Annotated in this window: 19 protein-coding genes and 4 pseudogenes; 7 read left to right on the forward strand and 16 right to left on the reverse strand. The window is 37.9% G+C overall.

The window, feature by feature from the left end; all coding sequences use genetic code 11:
* The first annotated feature begins 172 nt into the window (after positions 1-172).
* Positions 173-1,219: an NADH:flavin oxidoreductase/NADH oxidase gene (locus B1K52_RS13890; protein WP_077309227.1), complete on the forward strand. Its 1,047-nt coding sequence runs from the start codon at positions 173-175 to the stop codon at positions 1,217-1,219.
* A 62-nt stretch (positions 1,220-1,281) separates the two neighbouring features.
* On the opposite strand, the gene B1K52_RS13895 is transcribed toward B1K52_RS13890, so the two are convergent.
* From B1K52_RS13895 to B1K52_RS13905, 3 genes and pseudogenes are all read right to left on the reverse strand, one after another.
* Positions 1,282-1,815, reverse strand: a complete 534-nt coding sequence (locus B1K52_RS13895; protein WP_077309229.1) for a VOC family protein — start codon at positions 1,813-1,815, stop codon at positions 1,282-1,284.
* 31 nt (positions 1,816-1,846) lie between these two features.
* Positions 1,847-2,251 carry a DoxX family protein gene (locus B1K52_RS13900; protein WP_077309231.1) on the reverse strand — a complete coding sequence of 135 codons (405 nt, stop codon included), beginning with the start codon at positions 2,249-2,251 and terminating at the stop codon, positions 1,847-1,849.
* A gap of 71 nt (positions 2,252-2,322) precedes the next feature.
* Positions 2,323-3,450, reverse strand: a pseudogene (locus B1K52_RS13905) (NADH-dependent flavin oxidoreductase).
* 147 nt (positions 3,451-3,597) lie between these two features.
* Here B1K52_RS13905 and B1K52_RS13910 point away from each other — a divergent pair.
* On the forward strand, positions 3,598-4,011 hold the full coding sequence (locus B1K52_RS13910; RefSeq protein WP_077309233.1) for a MarR family winged helix-turn-helix transcriptional regulator: 414 nt from the start codon (positions 3,598-3,600) through the stop codon (positions 4,009-4,011).
* 289 nt (positions 4,012-4,300) lie between these two features.
* Here B1K52_RS13910 and B1K52_RS13915 read toward each other — a convergent pair whose 3' ends face one another.
* The 6 genes and pseudogenes from B1K52_RS13915 to B1K52_RS13940 all read right to left on the reverse strand — a co-directional run bounded on the left by B1K52_RS13915 (position 4,301) and on the right by B1K52_RS13940 (position 7,852).
* Positions 4,301-5,080, reverse strand: coding sequence for a sulfite exporter TauE/SafE family protein (locus tag B1K52_RS13915; RefSeq protein ID WP_077309235.1), 780 nt, complete (start codon positions 5,078-5,080; stop codon positions 4,301-4,303).
* Between the two features lie 52 nt (positions 5,081-5,132).
* A complete protein-coding gene (locus B1K52_RS13920) occupies positions 5,133-5,360 on the reverse strand; it encodes a sulfurtransferase TusA family protein (RefSeq protein ID WP_077309238.1) in 228 nt (75 codons plus the stop codon).
* A gap of 26 nt (positions 5,361-5,386) precedes the next feature.
* Entirely contained in the window at positions 5,387-6,511 is a 1,125-nt protein-coding gene (locus tag B1K52_RS13925; protein ID WP_077309240.1) for an MBL fold metallo-hydrolase, read from the reverse strand.
* Between the two features lie 14 nt (positions 6,512-6,525).
* Positions 6,526-6,920 (reverse strand): annotated as a pseudogene (locus tag B1K52_RS13930) (DsrE/DsrF/DrsH-like family protein).
* Positions 6,921-6,944: 24 nt separating this feature from the next.
* Entirely contained in the window at positions 6,945-7,517 is a 573-nt protein-coding gene (locus tag B1K52_RS13935; protein WP_077309242.1) for a sulfurtransferase TusA family protein, read from the reverse strand.
* Between the two features lie 20 nt (positions 7,518-7,537).
* A complete protein-coding gene (locus B1K52_RS13940) occupies positions 7,538-7,852 on the reverse strand; it encodes a rhodanese-like domain-containing protein (RefSeq protein WP_077309244.1) in 315 nt (104 codons plus the stop codon).
* Between the two features lie 585 nt (positions 7,853-8,437).
* Between B1K52_RS13940 and B1K52_RS13945 the strand changes: the two genes are divergently transcribed.
* From B1K52_RS13945 to B1K52_RS13960, 4 genes are all read left to right on the forward strand, one after another.
* Positions 8,438-8,698: a metal-sensitive transcriptional regulator gene (locus tag B1K52_RS13945; protein ID WP_077309246.1), complete on the forward strand. Its 261-nt coding sequence runs from the start codon at positions 8,438-8,440 to the stop codon at positions 8,696-8,698.
* Between the two features lie 125 nt (positions 8,699-8,823).
* A complete protein-coding gene (locus tag B1K52_RS13950) occupies positions 8,824-9,051 on the forward strand; it encodes a sulfurtransferase TusA family protein (protein ID WP_077309248.1) in 228 nt (75 codons plus the stop codon).
* 44 nt (positions 9,052-9,095) lie between these two features.
* Positions 9,096-9,575, forward strand: a complete 480-nt coding sequence (locus tag B1K52_RS13955; protein WP_077309250.1) for a DsrE/DsrF/DrsH-like family protein — start codon at positions 9,096-9,098, stop codon at positions 9,573-9,575.
* 20 nt (positions 9,576-9,595) lie between these two features.
* Complete coding sequence (locus B1K52_RS13960) at positions 9,596-9,958, forward strand: rhodanese-like domain-containing protein (RefSeq protein WP_077309252.1); 363 nt, start codon at positions 9,596-9,598, stop codon at positions 9,956-9,958.
* Positions 9,959-10,060: 102 nt separating this feature from the next.
* On the opposite strand, the gene B1K52_RS13965 is transcribed toward B1K52_RS13960, so the two are convergent.
* The 5 genes and pseudogenes from B1K52_RS13965 to B1K52_RS13980 form a co-directional block, all read right to left on the reverse strand.
* Positions 10,061-10,762 carry a cupin domain-containing protein gene (locus tag B1K52_RS13965; RefSeq protein ID WP_077310607.1) on the reverse strand — a complete coding sequence of 234 codons (702 nt, stop codon included), beginning with the start codon at positions 10,760-10,762 and terminating at the stop codon, positions 10,061-10,063.
* Between the two features lie 249 nt (positions 10,763-11,011).
* A pseudogene (locus B1K52_RS18320) lies at positions 11,012-11,440 on the reverse strand (aminopeptidase).
* A 179-nt stretch (positions 11,441-11,619) separates the two neighbouring features.
* Positions 11,620-11,772, reverse strand: a pseudogene (locus B1K52_RS18325) (aminopeptidase); the annotation flags it as partial.
* Positions 11,773-11,902: 130 nt separating this feature from the next.
* Positions 11,903-12,019, reverse strand: a complete 117-nt coding sequence (locus tag B1K52_RS18330; protein WP_256855923.1) for an aminopeptidase — start codon at positions 12,017-12,019, stop codon at positions 11,903-11,905.
* An 804-nt stretch (positions 12,020-12,823) separates the two neighbouring features.
* Complete coding sequence (locus B1K52_RS13980) at positions 12,824-13,783, reverse strand: TRM11 family SAM-dependent methyltransferase (RefSeq protein WP_373022650.1); 960 nt, start codon at positions 13,781-13,783, stop codon at positions 12,824-12,826.
* Between the two features lie 164 nt (positions 13,784-13,947).
* Here B1K52_RS13980 and B1K52_RS13985 point away from each other — a divergent pair, with 164 nt between their 5' ends.
* Complete coding sequence (locus B1K52_RS13985; protein ID WP_077309258.1) at positions 13,948-14,583, forward strand: hypothetical protein; 636 nt, start codon at positions 13,948-13,950, stop codon at positions 14,581-14,583.
* 98 nt (positions 14,584-14,681) lie between these two features.
* On the opposite strand, the gene B1K52_RS13990 is transcribed toward B1K52_RS13985, so the two are convergent.
* Both B1K52_RS13990 and B1K52_RS13995 read right to left on the reverse strand, forming a co-directional pair.
* Positions 14,682-15,737, reverse strand: coding sequence for a DUF4179 domain-containing protein (locus tag B1K52_RS13990; protein WP_077309260.1), 1,056 nt, complete (start codon positions 15,735-15,737; stop codon positions 14,682-14,684).
* Positions 15,721-16,254, reverse strand: a complete 534-nt coding sequence (locus B1K52_RS13995) for an RNA polymerase sigma factor (protein ID WP_256855924.1) — start codon at positions 16,252-16,254, stop codon at positions 15,721-15,723. Before B1K52_RS13995 ends, B1K52_RS13990 begins: the two co-directional genes overlap by 17 nt.
* Between the last annotated feature and the right edge of the window lie 464 nt (positions 16,255-16,718).

The raw sequence follows: 16,718 nt of genomic DNA on the forward strand, positions 1-16,718 counted from the left end.
CTGTTAGAGGCTTTTGTTTTGTCTACCTATACTTCCAACTTAAATATTTTTAAAAGACTTATATTCTGACTACAGCTATATACTTTATAAACAGCTGAATTGACTATATAGGATAAATAATATATATTTATTTGCGTGCGCAAGCAAATTAATTATGTGAGGAGTGATAAAATTGGCAATAATTACAACGCCTTTTAAAGTGAAAGATCTCGAACTTAAAAATAGAATAGTTATGGCTCCGATGTGCCAATACTCTGTCGAAAAAGAAGACGGTATCCCTAATGATTGGCATTTTGTCCATTATGTTTCAAGAGCTATTGGTGGTACAGGATTAATCATTATGGAAATGACAAGTGTTACTCCAGAAGGTAGGATCACCAATGGTGACTTAGGGTTATGGTCTGATGATTCAGTACCTGCATATAAACGAATCATTGATGAAATTCATAAATACGGAACAAAAGCAGCTATACAGATTGCTCATGCTGGTCGAAAAGCTGAGGATGCTAAACAGCCTGTCGGCCCATCGGATATACCAGTCGAAGTATTACCTGAGGAGACAAAAAATGGCAGCCTCAAGCCGCCTAGAGCTTTGGATATTAAAGAAATCCAGACTATAATTACGCAATTCAAAGATGCTGCAAGTCGAGCAGTAAAAGCTGGATTTGACACTATAGAATTGCATGGAGCACATGGTTATTTGTTACATCAATTTATGTCCCCTGCTATCAATAACAGAGAGGATGCTTACGGTAAGGACCTTGCTCTATTTGGAGAAGAAGTAGTCAAAGCTGTTCGTTCCGTAATGCCAGAAGATATGCCGCTTATCATGAGAATGTCAGCGATTGAATATATTGATGGAGGTTATGAAATAGATCATGCAATAAAGATGGCCAAACGCTTTAAAAATGCTGGGGTAGATATGTTCCACGTATCAAGTGGTGGAGAAGGTCTTCCTGGAAAGAAAAAGCCCGGTAATCACCCTGCATACCAGGTTCCTTTTGCTCGTGCATTTAAAGAAGCTTTGCAAATTCCTGTTATAGCCGTAGGCAAGTTGAGTATTCCCCAAGTTGCAGAGGCAGCATTAGCAAATGAAGATGCTGATCTTGTAGCAATCGCTAGGGGCATGCTAAACGATCCTTACTGGGGATTACACGCTATAAAAGCTATCGCACACAAGGTTACACCTCCAGTACAGTATAGTAGAGGTATACGATAATTTTTATATGTACATCTTAAAACAACCAATCCAAACTGGATTGGTTGTTTTTCTTATAATTCTTATCTCTTTGGAGGGATAAATCTTTTTGCATTACTATCATTTGGATACTCTATCCCATTAGGATAGGTTATTAGCTCAATTACCATCCCCCATGGAGCTGTACCATAGGCAAATTGATTCGCCTCATCATTTCCCTCTATCTCATTTAAAATTTTCGTGGGTTTCGTATTTAATTGACCACCAGCTTGTTCAAACTTTTTAACAGCTTCCCCCATATCATCAACATATACAGCAAAGTGCTGAATACCCAAATCATCTGGATTGTTCGGTTTTCTTTGTTCTATACCTTGATATTGAAATAGCTCCATACTAATACTTCTTCCTATAGACACTACTCTCATGTGAACTACTTCTGATCCGTTCTTTAATCCAAGAATCTTCTCGATTTCTTCTCCGCCCATAGCTCCCTCTTCAGGCTTCTTGGAATCATAAGCTACTTTAGCGTCAAATGCATTTTGTAGAAATTCAGTCGCTTCTTCCATATCCGGAACTGTAATACCGATGTGATCAATACCTCTAATGAAGTTACTCATAGTGACACACTACCTTTCTAGTATATAAAATCTAAAATAATAAATAATCCAATGAATAAACACCTGGTCCAATAATAATTATGGCGATGGCAACAAAAATAATAAGTACGTTATATTCAGCGCCATTATTGGTAATCCAATAACCGTTTCTTCCTGTTACCGTGATTATCGCTGCTACCATGGCAGCTATAATCATGATGGAAGCAAGTGGTGTTAAAAGACCAAGGGCTAATAGCAATCCTCCTCCAATTTCAGAAAGTGCTGCTAAGAAAGCCATTAACTTAGGAGGCTTTAATCCCATATTGCGAAAACTCGCTATAGTCTTATTCCATCCGTTTCCCCCAAACCAACCTATGGTTTTTTGTAATCCATGTCCAATGAAAGTAAGTCCTAATAAGATACGGATTAACAAAATAGCTATACTCAATACCGTCACCTCTTTCTCACTACTCTAACCTTACACCGACTCTCTTTGTGGCTATCAACACTATAAATAGTAGTGTTAAGTTAATCTAAAGTAGAGAACGGTAACCAACCAGGTCGACTTTGCACGTATTCCCACATTGCGTCTGGTAAAGTTAAATCATCCCAGTCATTAGTCTTAATTTCAGTTCGGATCAACGACTCATCTCCATTGCTTACTTTCTCTATCCAATCTGGTTCTACTAGTAATGCTCTTCCCATAGCAACCAATGGTACGCCAGTGTTCAATGCTTTAATTGCTTCATCAGGTGTTTTAATTTGTCCTACAGTAATAAGTGGGATGTCTTCCCCAAGATGTCTCTTGATTGTTTGAATGACCGGTGTTGAATCCTCTTTATCTCTCAAGGAACTTTGCATGAAATGCCCTAACGAGATATGGATATAGTCTAAATTTTCTTTTTTAAGTGTGGTTAATAACTGCAAAGTCTGCTCCAATGTAATCCCTGGTTCTTCTATCTCTTCTGGAGAAATTCGATATCCAAAGATAAACGGATTTTTAGCATACTTTTCTATAGTTGCCTTTACCTCTCTTGTCACTTCTAACGGAAATCTCATTCTATTGCTAAGAGAACCTCCCCATTCATCGTTACGAAGATTAGAATGCGGGGAAAAGAATTGCTGTATTAGGTACGTATTTGCACCGTGAATTTCTACCCCATCAAATCCAGCAAGAATTGCGCGACGCGTAGCTTGTCCAAATGCTTTGACCATTTTACTTACTTCTTCTTGTGTAAGCTCTCTCGGCTTTTCAGCATCATCACGATATACAGATACGGAACTCGCACTAACCAACTGTTCTCCCCCGATTGATGTACTCGTTCCCATCCGGCCCACATGAAATATTTGCAATATTGGTTTTTAACCACTGGCCTTTATCGTGTCAGCTAACTTTGTAAGGCTTGGAATATGCTTATCTGAAGCTGCACTTAACGATCCAGGAAATCTACCGTTATCCATTACATGGGCACAGGAAGTAATAACTAGTCCGACTCCATTAGTGCGGCGTTTAAAGTAATTGTGTTCATCCGTTGTTACCATGCCATTCTCAAAGGACGATTGGGTTGTCATTGGTGCCATGACTATTCTGTTATTTACAGATGCTCCATTTGGAAAAGTAAAAGGTTCAAACAACTTGGTATACTTTTTATTTATATTCCAACACAGTTCTTTTATTTGCTTGCGCAAGCAATTTAATAACTATATATTATCCTCTCTTATATTTCTTAAACATGTTTTAGTTTGCAGCCGCTAATTCAATAAGGTATTCTTAAGTTAAGATACTAAAATTAGGGGCACGCTATGAAAACTGAGAACTTAATTGAAACTTGGTTCAACTTTTCCAAATACTACAATAGAATCTCAAACGCAATTGACTATACATTAAAAGATCATTTTGGGTTGGATATAAAAGAGTTTACTTTACTCTATACTCTTTCTGAAGTGAATGAAAAAAAACTACGATTACAGGAACTGCATTCGAAAATTGATTTAAGCTTAAGTGCTTTGTCGAGAATGGCATCCAGATTGCAAAATTATAAAGATGGAGAACTTGTATCCCGAGTAACCTCTCCTGATGATAAAAGAAGTGCTTATATAGTTTTGTCAGAAACGGGAGAGGAATTATTAAAATCCATGTTAAAGACTATTGATGAAGCATTACACAAATCCTTATTACCAAAAGATATATCAAATATAGAGGAATTGATTAAATAAGGAAGGGGAATTATCCCCTTCCTTATTTAAAATTTAATTGCTATCAAATTTATCACTTTCCTTAATTTTGTCCCAATTACGCGAGAATTTAAGATAGGAGTCATTTTCGAATCGAAGATGGAAGCTGCATATTTTAAATACTTAGTAGACGTCAATCTGCCAAAGTACACCGAATTATTCTTTTTTCAGATTCTCCATAGATTCAATAGCTTCTTCTACAGTCTTGGAAGTATCCACAGTATAATGAAACATAATCTTTCAGCTCCCTTTTGTTTGTTCTACGTGCATGTTAGTTAAGGATATCCGTCCATATTTTAATAGTTGTAGCTATAATCAGCACTGCGAGTATTACCTGAAGCAGTTTAACATTCATCCTCTTTCCTAATGCAGCCCCTATCGGTGAAGCAATAAGACTTGCGACTACAATAATAATAGAAGGAATCAACGGTACCTGACCTGTTGAGAGCTTTCCCGCAACAGCCCCTATAGAAGAAATGAATGTAACAGCCAGGGATGTGGCGATTGTCATACGAGTAGGTATTTTCAACACAACTAACATGATTGGCACGAGAAGAAATGCTCCTCCAGCTCCTACAATCCCTGCTCCTATCCCCACTAAGAAGGATAAACCTGCTGCCAATCCTGTAGAAAATGTAACGTTGGACAGCTCCAGATCATCTTTACCTTTCTTAGGGACAAACATCATTATTGATGCAATGATAGCTAATATTCCATATACAAGGTTGATGCCTTCCTCAGCTAAAAGACGTGAACCAAAGCTTCCAATAAAACTTCCAACCAAGACAGCAATCCCCATGGTCAGTATGAGACGTTTATTCAAGTAATTCCCCTTACGATAAGCAAATACTCCGGAAAGTGTCGAAAAGAATACCTGAACAGCCACAATACCGGATACTTGGTAAGCGTTGAAACCTGTAAAACCCAATAAGACAGGGACATATAATAGCAAGGGGTAGTTTATGATTGCCCCGCCGACTCCGAGCATACCGGACAGCAGCGAACCAATCAGACCTATGACGAATAGGATCAAAATGAAAGTGACATCCATTCTGCTGCTCCTCTCTTACTAAAAAAGAGGGAGTAATTCTCCCTCCTCAGGATTAACCTTTTTTTATCCAAAATTTCAATACGCCATCTTCCTCTGTATCCTGCAGTAAGTCATGGCCGCCAGATTTCGCCCATGCGCGAAGGTCGGCTTTTGCCCCTTTGTCAGTCGCATGTACTTCCAACACATCTCCTACATTTAACTCATTTATCGCTTTCTTTGTTTTGACGATCGGCATTGGACAAGCTAGTCCTTTCGCGTCTAACACTTTATCACTGTTCATTTTTATAAGCTCCTTTATTTCTTGATTTAACCATGAATGGCACAGCGGTTCGGCCCAATTTCCATTTCACTTTGCTCGTTTGCTTCTGGGCTGATTTTACCCATATTTGTTTGACGAATTTCTTGATAAGCATTCGGCTGAGGTGGTAGATTTTCTGATACAGCTTTACGGAATGTTTCTTCATCCATATTTAAACCATCATTCTTTTCAAATAAATCACCCAGTTTTGCCTGAACTGCTCCATTATCTCCTAGCTCACTTGTATTGCTGAAATGTGCAGGAAGGACGATAAGCTCATCATTTAGTTGTTCATACGTGTTATAAAGCGTATTACGTAAATTATCTGCCCAGTCACCTGCTTTTCCAGCAAGATCCGGACGTCCAATGGATTCCACAAACAAGGTATCACCGGTCAGCAAGTATTTATCATCCACAATTAAGCTGGTACTTCCGATTGTATGGCCTGGAGAGTAGATAGACTGAACTCGTACAGTCGCTCCACCTACTTGCAAATCTTTCCCTTCTTCTAACGGCTCATAGGCAAACTGAACTTCCTCCGCATCTTTTGGAGGTAAATGATAAACTGCTTCAGTTTTTTCACGTAACAGACGCCCTCCGGAAATATGGTCAGCATGAAGATGCGTATCTACAACATGCTTGATTGTGATGTTCTTCTCTTTAGCGAAACCAATATAACTATCTACAGATCTGCTGCTGTCAACGATGAGTGCCTCGCCATCCGATTCGATGAAGTACGAGAGACAGCCTTTACCAACGCGGACAAACTGATAGATGGATCCACCATTGCTAAGGTCCCCAATCTTAACGGGTTTAAGATACTCGCTCCAAGCTCTCATTCCACCCTGCAAGACGAGCACATCTTCAAAACCAGCTTCATCCAACATTTCTGCTACCATTTCGGATGATCCTTGTTTAGCACATACGACTAGCAAGTCTTTATCTTTTGGAATTTTATCAACGATTTCTTCGACACCTTCTATTAAATCGAAGTACGGCACGTTCAAATGTTCAATATGAAAGCCTTCAATTTTCCAATCACCAAATGCATCTTGGTTCCTTACATCCAGAATAAATAAAGGTTCTTTGCTTAATACCTTTTCTGCTGCTTCTTTTGCCGTAATTAATTTCATATTCCCTTTCCTCCTTAGAATGTCAAACTGATATTGGCATCGGACGCATAATGGATGAAGCTCGCTGCTCCCCGACTTCAATGCCTTCTATAAACTGATCTTTATCTAAACTCATTACATCCATTGTCATTTGGCATGCAATGATTTTCACACCTAACTCTTGAGCCATTTCCACTAGTTCAGGAATGGAAGGCACATTTTCCCGCTTAAAACCTTCTTCAAAATGTTCATTTCCTGCTGGAATTGGAAGCTGCTTATGTGCTTCTTTATGAATTAAATTCAATCCCTCAAAAGTGAAGAAAATCCCTACTTCTGCGTCGCTTGCTGCTGCAGCAGTTGCTACGTTGAATACTTTATATGCATCAAACAAACTTCCATTACTTGCGATGATTGCTACTTTAGTTGCCATTTTCAATTCCTCCTATTTGAGTTATTATTGATTCTTTTCTAATGGGCCAGACCATTCCACCATACCCTGGACAACATTCTTGATATTTTTGAATCCTTTTTCCTCCATTTGCTTAGAAGCCAAATCACTGCGACTACCTGTTCGGCAGACAACGTATATTTCTTTATCTTTGCTGATCTCGTCCATACGATCTTCCAGTTCTCCTAATGGAATAGATACTGCTCCTGGTATATGGCCAAAGGTATATTCAGCTGGCTCCCGAACATCCAGAATTACGACATCTTCACCTGCATCCAGTTTCTGAATAATTTCTTCGTTTTGAACGGTATGCGGGAAGTTTTTATCTTCTTTCGCTTCTGCATCACCTGATTTACGAAGGTAGTGTTTCAATACCTCTCCTTCTTCTGTTGAACCGAGATACTGGTGACCGCTGCTTTTTGCCCAAGCTTGAATATCTGCTAGAGAACCTTTGTCAGTGGCCTGAACCTCGATAACCTGTCCTGGCATGACCTCTTTCATTGCTTTCTTTGTTTTGACGATTGGCATCGGACAAGCTAGTCCTTTCGCATCCAATACATGATCTGTTTTAATACTCATTTTTCATCCCCCATTTAGGTTTATTCTGTTTCACTTTCCCAGTCATTCATGCCACCGGTCATATTCATCACTTTGAACCCTTTATCTGTTAACCACTCTGAAGCCAGTCCACTACGGTTTCCGGATCTGCACACCATGATGTATTCCTTATCTTTATCCAATTCGTCTAAGCGTGTCAGAACCTCTCCTAATGGAATGTGTTTAGCACCTGGAATTTTACCCAGAGCCACTTCATTCTGTTCTCTTACATCAATAATGTGAAGTTTCTCTTTCTTCCCTAGACTCTCAGCCACTTTTGATGGCAAAATTGCTTCGATTTCTGGTTTTGTACTCATTTTGCTCCTCCTTTATTGTTAGAGTGGTAAGAACTTATCCCTCACCCATATACCCACATGGGTATTATATAAAATAAAAAAATAACTTGAGAATGAGCTTTGTTAAGAACTAAAATACCCATGAGGGTATATTAGCAGACAAAAAAATTAATGTCAACAACGAAAATCTGTATTTAATTTCATACCTAATTATTCATGGTATCTTCATTCTTTACCTAATATAAGCTAAGATTACAAAACATTGACTTGATACCTATAAGGGTATATATTGAGTTGAGTAACACTCTGTTTTTTAATTATTACCAGATAATTGGTAATAATGATCACTGCGTTTCTAATCTTCGCGCTGCTTGTCTCTTTCAGCCTTTATAGAAGATACTTTCCTGTATTAAATGTTCCTTGTAGCGATGAATTATATTCACCAATAGATCAAGTGGTTAAAATAGACTTACGCTATTATAAAAAATATTACGTAACTTATGTAGACGATACAATTCAAATTCCAGTAGTGTATCTTAAACGGTATATGCACGGAATACGTATTGTAATTGCAATATACTAAAACTTACTTAAGGAGGAAACCTTATGAAATATGATAATCAAAGTAAAAATAGAATAAAACGTATCGAGGGACAGTTACGCGGTATATTAAAAATGATGGAAGAAGATAAAGACTGCAAGGACGTTATTACACAGCTGAGCGCTACAAGAACTGCGATTGACCGCACTATTGGTGTAATTGTGAGCTCTAACCTGGTGGAATGTGTTCGAGAAGCTAACGAGAACGGGACAGAAGCTGACGAATTGGTGAAAGAGGCAGTAAATTTATTAGTTAAAAGCCGATAAGTAAATAGTAGTGAGGTTGACTTTCATCCTCACACCCTGTAATATACCCCTATGGGTAATTTAGATATTTTTTTGAAATGAATAATACCCCCATGGGTAAATCGAAATATTGGAGGAATTAACTTATGCAAAGTAATAAAGTGTTAGATGCAAAAGGACTAGCTTGTCCAATGCCGATCGTCAAAACAAGAAAAGCGATAAATGAGCTAAATGCAGGAGATGCGTTGGAAGTACATGCGACTGACAAAGGGGCAAAAGCTGATCTCAGCGCATGGGCGAAATCCGGCGGCCATGCGTTACTAAAAGATACAGAAGAAGATGGCGTATTGAAGTTTTGGATTAAAAAAGCATAACAAAATTATACCTATATAGGTATCAAAGAATAGGAGAAATGAAAATGTCAGAAACGAAACGTACGACTATCGTTTTATTTAGCGGTGATTATGATAAAGCAATGGCAGCATATATAATAGCCAATGGTGCTGCAGCTTATGACCATGAGGTTACAATATTCCACACGTTTTGGGGATTAAATGCACTTCGCAAAGCGGAAGATGTTACGGTCAATAAAGGATTTTTGGAGAAGATGTTTGCAAAGATGATGCCTAAAGGTGCAGATAAAATGGGTCTTTCTAAGATGAACATGGCTGGAATGGGTCCTAAAATGATTAAAAAAGTAATGAAAAAACACAATGCAATGACCCTTCCGCAGCTCATTGAAATGGCACAGGAGCAAGACGTTAAACTCGTTGCTTGTACGATGACAATGGATTTACTGGGTCTGCAAAAAGAAGAATTGTTAGATGACATTGAGTATGCAGGTGTTGCTGCATATCTTGGTGATGCTGAAGACGGCAATGTAAATCTATTTATCTAATATTGATTGGAGAGAGAACTTTGGAATTTATCCTCCTATACATTCTTATTGCTCTAATAATCTATTTTGTTATAAGGAATCGCTTTTCGAACAAAGCAGCTACACAAATCAGTACCGCTGAACTGAAAGGGATTTTAAAAGATAAGAATAAACAGTTTATCGATGTCCGTACCTCTGGTGAATATAAAGCAAACCATATTAAGCAATTCAAGAATATTCCACTTCATGAATTGAATAGCAAAGCTTCGAGCTTAGATCAAAATAAAGAAGTGGTTGTAATCTGTCAAAGTGGTATGCGAAGTTTGCAAGCTGCAAAAATGCTTAAAAAAATGGGATTCAATAGCATAACCAATGTCCGAGGTGGTATGAATACTTGGCGTTAATTGTTAGAACACAAATCAAATAGTGCCCATCAAAAGAAAAGGAGCGTGAGTGTTAAACACTCACGCTCTTTTTCTATTTTTATTGCTATGAACTTCAATTGCTTATAAGTTTTTACTTTCTTGAAGCAATTTAGATACTCCGGTTCTCTCCCATGATTCAACGGTTTCATAAGCCTCTTCAGGAGAATAGCCTTTTCCGACTAGCACACCCATTAATATAAATTCTTGAAGGATGTGCAGCGAATTAACTCCCTTCCTTACGTCCTCGAGCCCTTCATTAACTAAGAATTGTGTGTGCTGTATCCATTCATCTGGAGTTTTACCGGAAACTGTTAGCTTGTCATTATGTCCATTATGTTCCGCTGCAAGAGCATCAGCTTTTGTGTTATGCACAGTCCCAAAAGGATGATTCGGTGGAGCATATATAGAGTAAAGCTTTAGGGGGATATTCCCTATATTCGTAAGGTTGTGCCACTTGCCAGCTGGTATCAAAATGGCATCATCATCTTTAGCGTATCTCTGAAATACTAGGTTATCTTTGCTGTCTCCCATTTGCGTAAAACCCTGACCTTGTTCAATACGTAAAAACTGATCAACATCTGGATGCATTTCTAATCCGATGTCTTCACCTGGATTAATACTCATTAATGTGACCTGTAGATGATCACCCGTCCATACCGCACTGCGAAATGTGTTGTTATACTTTGTTGCATCGTTGATATTGAATACGAATGGCTGCTTGCCATGATCTTGAACTTGTGAGTAGTATCCTTGAGTGAGATTATACCCTGTTGGATACATCATCTGACGTTGATTCAACACATTAACGGAATGTCTCGAATTTGGATGATACGTATATCCTCCTGTATTTTGGTTTAATTGGTTATATGAGTAATACATGCTTCTCCCCTTTCTTGTTCAAACATAGTTTATTCAAATATTTAAAAGAGGTACATCTAACTACTGAGGCATATATAAGAAATTGTAATTTTAGAAGAGAAATTTTTCATATCCCTTCGTTCATAATTACCATTTAACCCTTTTAACTTATAATTAGAATTGAAAATCACCATCTTCTTTTATTAATAATACTTCCGTTCCATCTTCTTTCCTCCCTACCACGTTCATATCTTCCGTACCAAAGGCCACATTGACTAATAAGAGGGACGTATTCAGTCCTGCTTCCCTCAACGCTTTTCCCGATAGGTTGCTGGCATGTTGTAGGTTGGAAGGAGAAGCATTACCAAGGCCAATATGGCAGGTCGTATTTTCATCAAACAAAGTGTTGTAAAAGAGCATATCGCCTGAGCCAGTGGAGAATGGTTAGAGACCAAGGCAATCTCCCTTATCTGTTTCGATGAGACGTTGTAACGCTTGCTGGCCAGTGGCAGCATCATAGGACGGAATCCGTCCATCGTGAAAATTGAGGGAAACATCATGGATGACTCTCCCCCGCCGATAATAAGATTCGTTCCTCGCCAGTCAAACTGGCCATCGTTAAGAAACGTTTTACGGAACTCAAGGGCTTGGTTATGATTTTCCAGTCTTTGATTGGATTTATGCCATTTGCCCGCGCTCCACTTAAGATGACTTGCCATAACAATTGCTAGAAGACGCCAGCGTACCTCATGAGACCTAACCTTTGCATAATGATATTCCAACTTGGTGCGGAAGGCCTTTTGAAAGCGGCTAATCCGTTCTGGGGAAACATCCTTAAAGACATCGAAGTTTTCCGAAATAATATGGATGTAAGCAGCACCTGCTTCGTCCCACTCCTTAAAGCGCGCATGCTGCCAGTCGAGAAAGTGATCGATGCATCATCTGTTGCATGTATATAAAATACTTGGGTAGACTGTTCGTCCTTCTATTCCATCACCACATTTGAAGCCCCCGCTTCATAGGCTGCAGTTTGGATAAGACGTGCAGAAGTTACGTTTTATTAAGTCAATATGAATAACCACTAATTGATTTTTTTTGCACATTTACACCAATTCGTACCGCAAGCTCTGCATACTTTTGCAAATGTTCTACACTAACAAGCTCATATATTCCTTTCATCATCACACTCAGCTCCTAACTTTTTATTCCTTGATAAAATATTAAATTGTAAAATTAAGTTAGAAAAGTATCGTTATGGATATGATGTTGCCTTATAAGTTGATCGAATAAGTAAGAAATTCTTAACCAGATAAGCTCATTTAGCTATGAATAAATGAATTTTACTCCTATCAAATAATACGTATTACTTCTTGAGTTGTTGGGACGAACCAAAAATTAGAAATAACTCGATGAGAGAAACATTCTATGGCTTACAAACTCATATAAGATCAAATACTGTTAATATTGTCCTTTCTTCTAGTTGTCTCTTTAAATAAACACCTTAAAATGTAGTTATGTCTAAAAAAATACCAGTTATAATTGTAGGAGGAGCTAATACAAGACCAATAGTTGCTGTTGACAAAATGAGTGTTAGTCTCACTTTCCTATCATGGGCAAAAAAGGAAAACTAAAAGGCAACCAGGGTGGTGATTAGTATAATGGTGATGACGCTATCAAGAAGAAATCTTAATTGCTTCCAGAATTCAGAAGTTAACTTTATGAGCAAGAGATTTGTTAGTCCTAAAGTTAACAAACATAAAGCGCACATAGTACTTATAGCAGCACGACCTTTAAAGAAGTCCTTATAACTCAAGAGAATACCCCCACATTTAAATGTGTAACCAATTTATACCAACGCTATGTTGTTATGTCAATGTTGTAACCGTTGTGTAAAAAAAACTAATTAATGCATAAAAAACCCCTGATAGCTATAGCTCATCAGGGATTTACCTCCATTTATGTTTAGATAATCGTTAAAGTAGTTTTTTATTCGCAAACAAGTACCTGCCTCGAAAATAGTGCCTTCACACCCTTATTGGCAACACCGCGATCCACTATCGTAAAGCCTGCTTTTAGAATCATCTCGTCCATATCTTCAATAGTTAGAATAACCATTTTATCCGCTATTCTTCTGGCATGCTTGATAATTGTGTACTGCTCCTCCGCAGTTGCGCGGGAATAGATATTGTAGGGCATATCTACAATCGCCACATCATAATGGCCTTGTTCGTCAGCAATGTCCTTCACTTCTGCTTGCCCTTGGTAGTCAAAATGGACAATATTCTCTCTGGCTCCTTTTACTACTAAAGGGTTTCGGTCTGAGCCGATAATTGGAATATTCATCGAGAGCGCTTCAACGAGCACCGTCCCTATCCCGCAGCAAGGATCGATAACACTGACACCTGTTGGATCTGGAACTGCTATATTGACAACAGCTCTGGCCAAACGTGTGCTTAGCGCAGTTGAGTATTCCTGCGGTTTCTTTACATGATGCAGCCACACCGATTCGCTTTCCAGGTAGGCACCAAAATACCAGCGTCCTTGAAACGGAACAATACCGAAAAGAATGTCAGGGTTATGCATATCTGCCTCTCCGATGATGTTCCAGCCAATTTCTCTCTCAATTTCACGTCGTTCTGCAAATTCAATTTTCTGGTCATTAGAAAGGTCATTTATTTTTAGGTAAAGTACCTTAAACGTTTGGTCATGAAGCTCTATCTGTTCCACTTGTTTGGAAATAGACTCCACATTATCACCTGTATAAAGAATTGATAGTCTTCCCTTTATGAACGGGCTTCTACTTGGATCTATGCTTTTCGTACTTCTAATAAGATTATCTGACTCTTCCCCGAAAAGCGCTCTTTGTTCTAATCCACAGAGAGAATCTTCTTCGAGTCCATGTGCGTACGTATATAGGTATTCTGGTTGTGCTTCGTTTTGAGTTATCATAATATAAGCCTTTCTTGACCACTATTTAAGTCTATTATAACAGAGAATTAGCAATAGCTATTTTTATAGAGGTTTCCTGACAGAGCTTGTCGAAGGTTTTATTGTCCCTCGGAAGAAATTCTAGAGAATATAGACATGACACAAATCAGCGGAGTGATCAATTGAATATAGCATGCTTACATGCCCACCACACGAATATAAACTATATTGAGAAGGCTTTGGCTCCCTACGATGTTGCATTAACACACTTTGTAGACCCAGCCCTGATGGATCATATTAAAGAAAATCAATCATTTAATCCATATCGTAAGGTCGAGGAACAAATAAATTGGATACGCTCAACTAATCCAGACGCTATCCTTATTACCTGTACGAATTATATTCTTTATTTACCAGCTAACATTAAAATAGAAATTCCAATTATTAAAATTGATGAGCCATTCTTTCATGAATTAGACCGATATGAAACTGCCAAGTTGTACTTTACGAATCCAGATACAGTACAAGGAACCATGGAACGGCTGCATTTATTCGTAAAATCCAGCCGCAAGAGGTATTCATTTGAAACTATCCCTAACGCGTTTCAGCTCATTATGGCTAACAGAAAAAAAGATTATACGGAAGCGATAATGGATCATGTACTTGCTGCAGAAGCTACTGAAGTTATTGCTTTTCCACAGTTATCTATGGTTGGTGCCGCAACACTTATTGAAGCTAAGTTAGATGTAAAATTAATAACCCCTATTAATGCTCTAACTATTTACTTAAAGAGAGAATTCCACCTTACACTTAAGTAACCAAAAGCTAGCCAACCAACTAAAGTTATTACGTTTTATACTACAAATAAGGAGAGTAACCACTTTTTAAGAGTTACTCTCCTTTAAACAAATACATACTAATTAATACGGTGATGGTTTTTATCTTCTATTATAACTTGATAGTCTTCCTGGACTGCTTCCTCTGAATCTTCTATTACTTGCCTAATCTTCTTCTCAAGATCAGCGGTATATAGCTGTGTTTTCTTATCCTTTGTTGATTCTATGTTTGTCTTAATGGTTAATTCAATAGATGGATATACGGAATATGCAATGCCTTCCACATGGTAGGATGGATTACTCATTAACATATCTCCTAGAAGACTCGTTATAACTGTCCAACGCATATCCTGATCCTCTTTTTTCGTTTCACGGTTTATCTCGATTTTTCCTATTTCCACACCTGTTGATTTACCCGCCTGTGTGGTAAAGTCTTTTATTTTATTTATATCCTCCTTTGCAGCAATATTATTAACTTGGTATTTTATGTCTAATGATCCCTCTTTTGTATGGTTAGTACCCGACTTGAGTATCAGATCTGATAGGTCATTTTTATTTAAAATATCACTAAGTTCTTCAGTAAACAGTTCTTCAGCTCCCATTTGCTGTTCATCTACATTGTCTACTATGTCTTCTTGCTCTTGCTTAACCGCCTGTTCTATATGCACGTCGAACCCCTGCACATTCTCTTTATGAAGAGTTTCTTCTATATAATTCTTAATTTGCTGTTTAGATTCGGTCTCTTCGTTATTTAGTGTAATGCCTATGCTTTTGTCTGGATAAGAAATATGAATCCCATCATAATTGTAATCCGCTTTACTCATCCCTTCCTGAATTATTGAAACAATAGAATTTTCTCTCACTAGTTCTCCAATAACTGGTACACGAAAAATTTTATCAGCCAATGCAGGTGATATGTATCCAGTACCTACAATTAGCAAGCAAAGCGCAGCTATTAGTGCAGGAATGGACACATATAAACGACGTTTTCTGCTTCTTTTTCGTCTAACGAGTAAAGAGCCGTTATCATCCAAATTACTTAAAAGTCTGAATCTAATTTCATCTTTTCTATTTTCGTTCCACTGCATATCATCTTCTAGTACCTTTAACTCTCTCTCACTATCTCGCTTTCGCATAGTGCTTCCCATCCTCCTTTTCCAGCTGTTTTTCGAGTGCTTTTAAAGCTTGCTTTAACTTTGACTTCACCTTACTATCTGACCAGTTAAGTATTTCAGCGGTTTCTTTCGTATTAAAATGGTGAACTTTCCGCAATACAATCACCTCTTTATAGGCTTTTTTTAAGCTCAAAATTGCCTTTGTTATTTGCTGTGACTTTTCTTTTATGTATACCTGATCATCTGGCCCGATCCCGTTATCCTTATATCGAGTAAAGAAATTCATTTCTTGAATTGTTGGCTTTTTCATTCTGAAATAGTCTACAGTCAAATTATGAGCAATACGGAATAGCCATGTTTTAGGACTTGCTTCATTTCGATAAGTAGCAATTGTTCGATAAGCTCTTATAAAAGTCTCTTGCATGATGTCTTCAGCTAGCTGATAATCCTTTGTCATTAGTACAATATATTTAATAATTGGTTCACTAAACTGGTCGTACCATTCTTCAATTAAGTCTTTCTTATCTCTATCTATCAATCTGTTTCACCCCTTTCATACAATAGACGAATTACGAAGCTGTTGGTTGTAAAAAAAAGAAAAAACTGTCGATATTTTTATCGACAGCCTCTAAAGTAAACAATAAGATAGATGACTGCACCCTAGCGTTCCACCTACAGTGCTTTATTAAGTCTGTACTTCCATGTGTAAGTTAGGTTAATTGCCAAGTCGCAAGCCAGCGGGAGCAAAACAATCCTTTAAATGCTTTTAGTAAAACCCTTCTATGCTCTTTATTTCGGCTTAGATGTTGTTAGGCGCTGGGATTCATATGTAATCCACTTAAGGCACGGTTACCCTAAACTCTTTTTCCGAAAAACCTTATACAATAGCGATGATAACAAGCCTCCCATCAGAACAAATTGCAATCACTAGCATTTAAATTTACACTTTTCTCTGTTCCTGAAGCGCTAAAGAATAGTAAGTTAAAAAAAACAGGAAAGACG

It is taken from the genome of Terribacillus halophilus (assembly GCF_900162685.1).
GTDB lineage: Bacteria > Bacillota > Bacilli > Bacillales > Amphibacillaceae > Terribacillus > Terribacillus halophilus_A.

Bases quoted from the DNA above. Each gene is read 5' to 3' on its own strand.
- B1K52_RS13895 (WP_077309229.1), bottom strand. From the start codon at position 1,815: ATGAGTAACTTCATTAGAGGTATTGATCACATCGGTATTACAGTTCCG.
- B1K52_RS13910 (WP_077309233.1), top strand. From the start codon at position 3,598: ATGAAAACTGAGAACTTAATTGAAACTTGGTTCAACTTTTCCAAATAC.
- B1K52_RS13915 (WP_077309235.1), bottom strand. From the start codon at position 5,080: ATGGATGTCACTTTCATTTTGATCCTATTCGTCATAGGTCTGATTGGT.
- B1K52_RS13920 (WP_077309238.1), bottom strand. From the start codon at position 5,360: ATGAACAGTGATAAAGTGTTAGACGCGAAAGGACTAGCTTGTCCAATG.
- B1K52_RS13925 (WP_077309240.1), bottom strand. From the start codon at position 6,511: ATGAAATTAATTACGGCAAAAGAAGCAGCAGAAAAGGTATTAAGCAAA.
- B1K52_RS13935 (WP_077309242.1), bottom strand. From the start codon at position 7,517: ATGAGTATTAAAACAGATCATGTATTGGATGCGAAAGGACTAGCTTGT.
- B1K52_RS13940 (WP_077309244.1), bottom strand. From the start codon at position 7,852: ATGAGTACAAAACCAGAAATCGAAGCAATTTTGCCATCAAAAGTGGCT.
- B1K52_RS13945 (WP_077309246.1), top strand. From the start codon at position 8,438: ATGAAATATGATAATCAAAGTAAAAATAGAATAAAACGTATCGAGGGA.
- B1K52_RS13950 (WP_077309248.1), top strand. From the start codon at position 8,824: ATGCAAAGTAATAAAGTGTTAGATGCAAAAGGACTAGCTTGTCCAATG.
- B1K52_RS13955 (WP_077309250.1), top strand. From the start codon at position 9,096: ATGTCAGAAACGAAACGTACGACTATCGTTTTATTTAGCGGTGATTAT.
- B1K52_RS13965 (WP_077310607.1), bottom strand. From the start codon at position 10,762: ATGATGTATCCAACAGGGTATAATCTCACTCAAGGATACTACTCACAA.
- B1K52_RS18330 (WP_256855923.1), bottom strand. From the start codon at position 12,019: ATGATGAAAGGAATATATGAGCTTGTTAGTGTAGAACATTTGCAAAAG.
- B1K52_RS13990 (WP_077309260.1), bottom strand. From the start codon at position 15,737: ATGCGAAAGCGAGATAGTGAGAGAGAGTTAAAGGTACTAGAAGATGAT.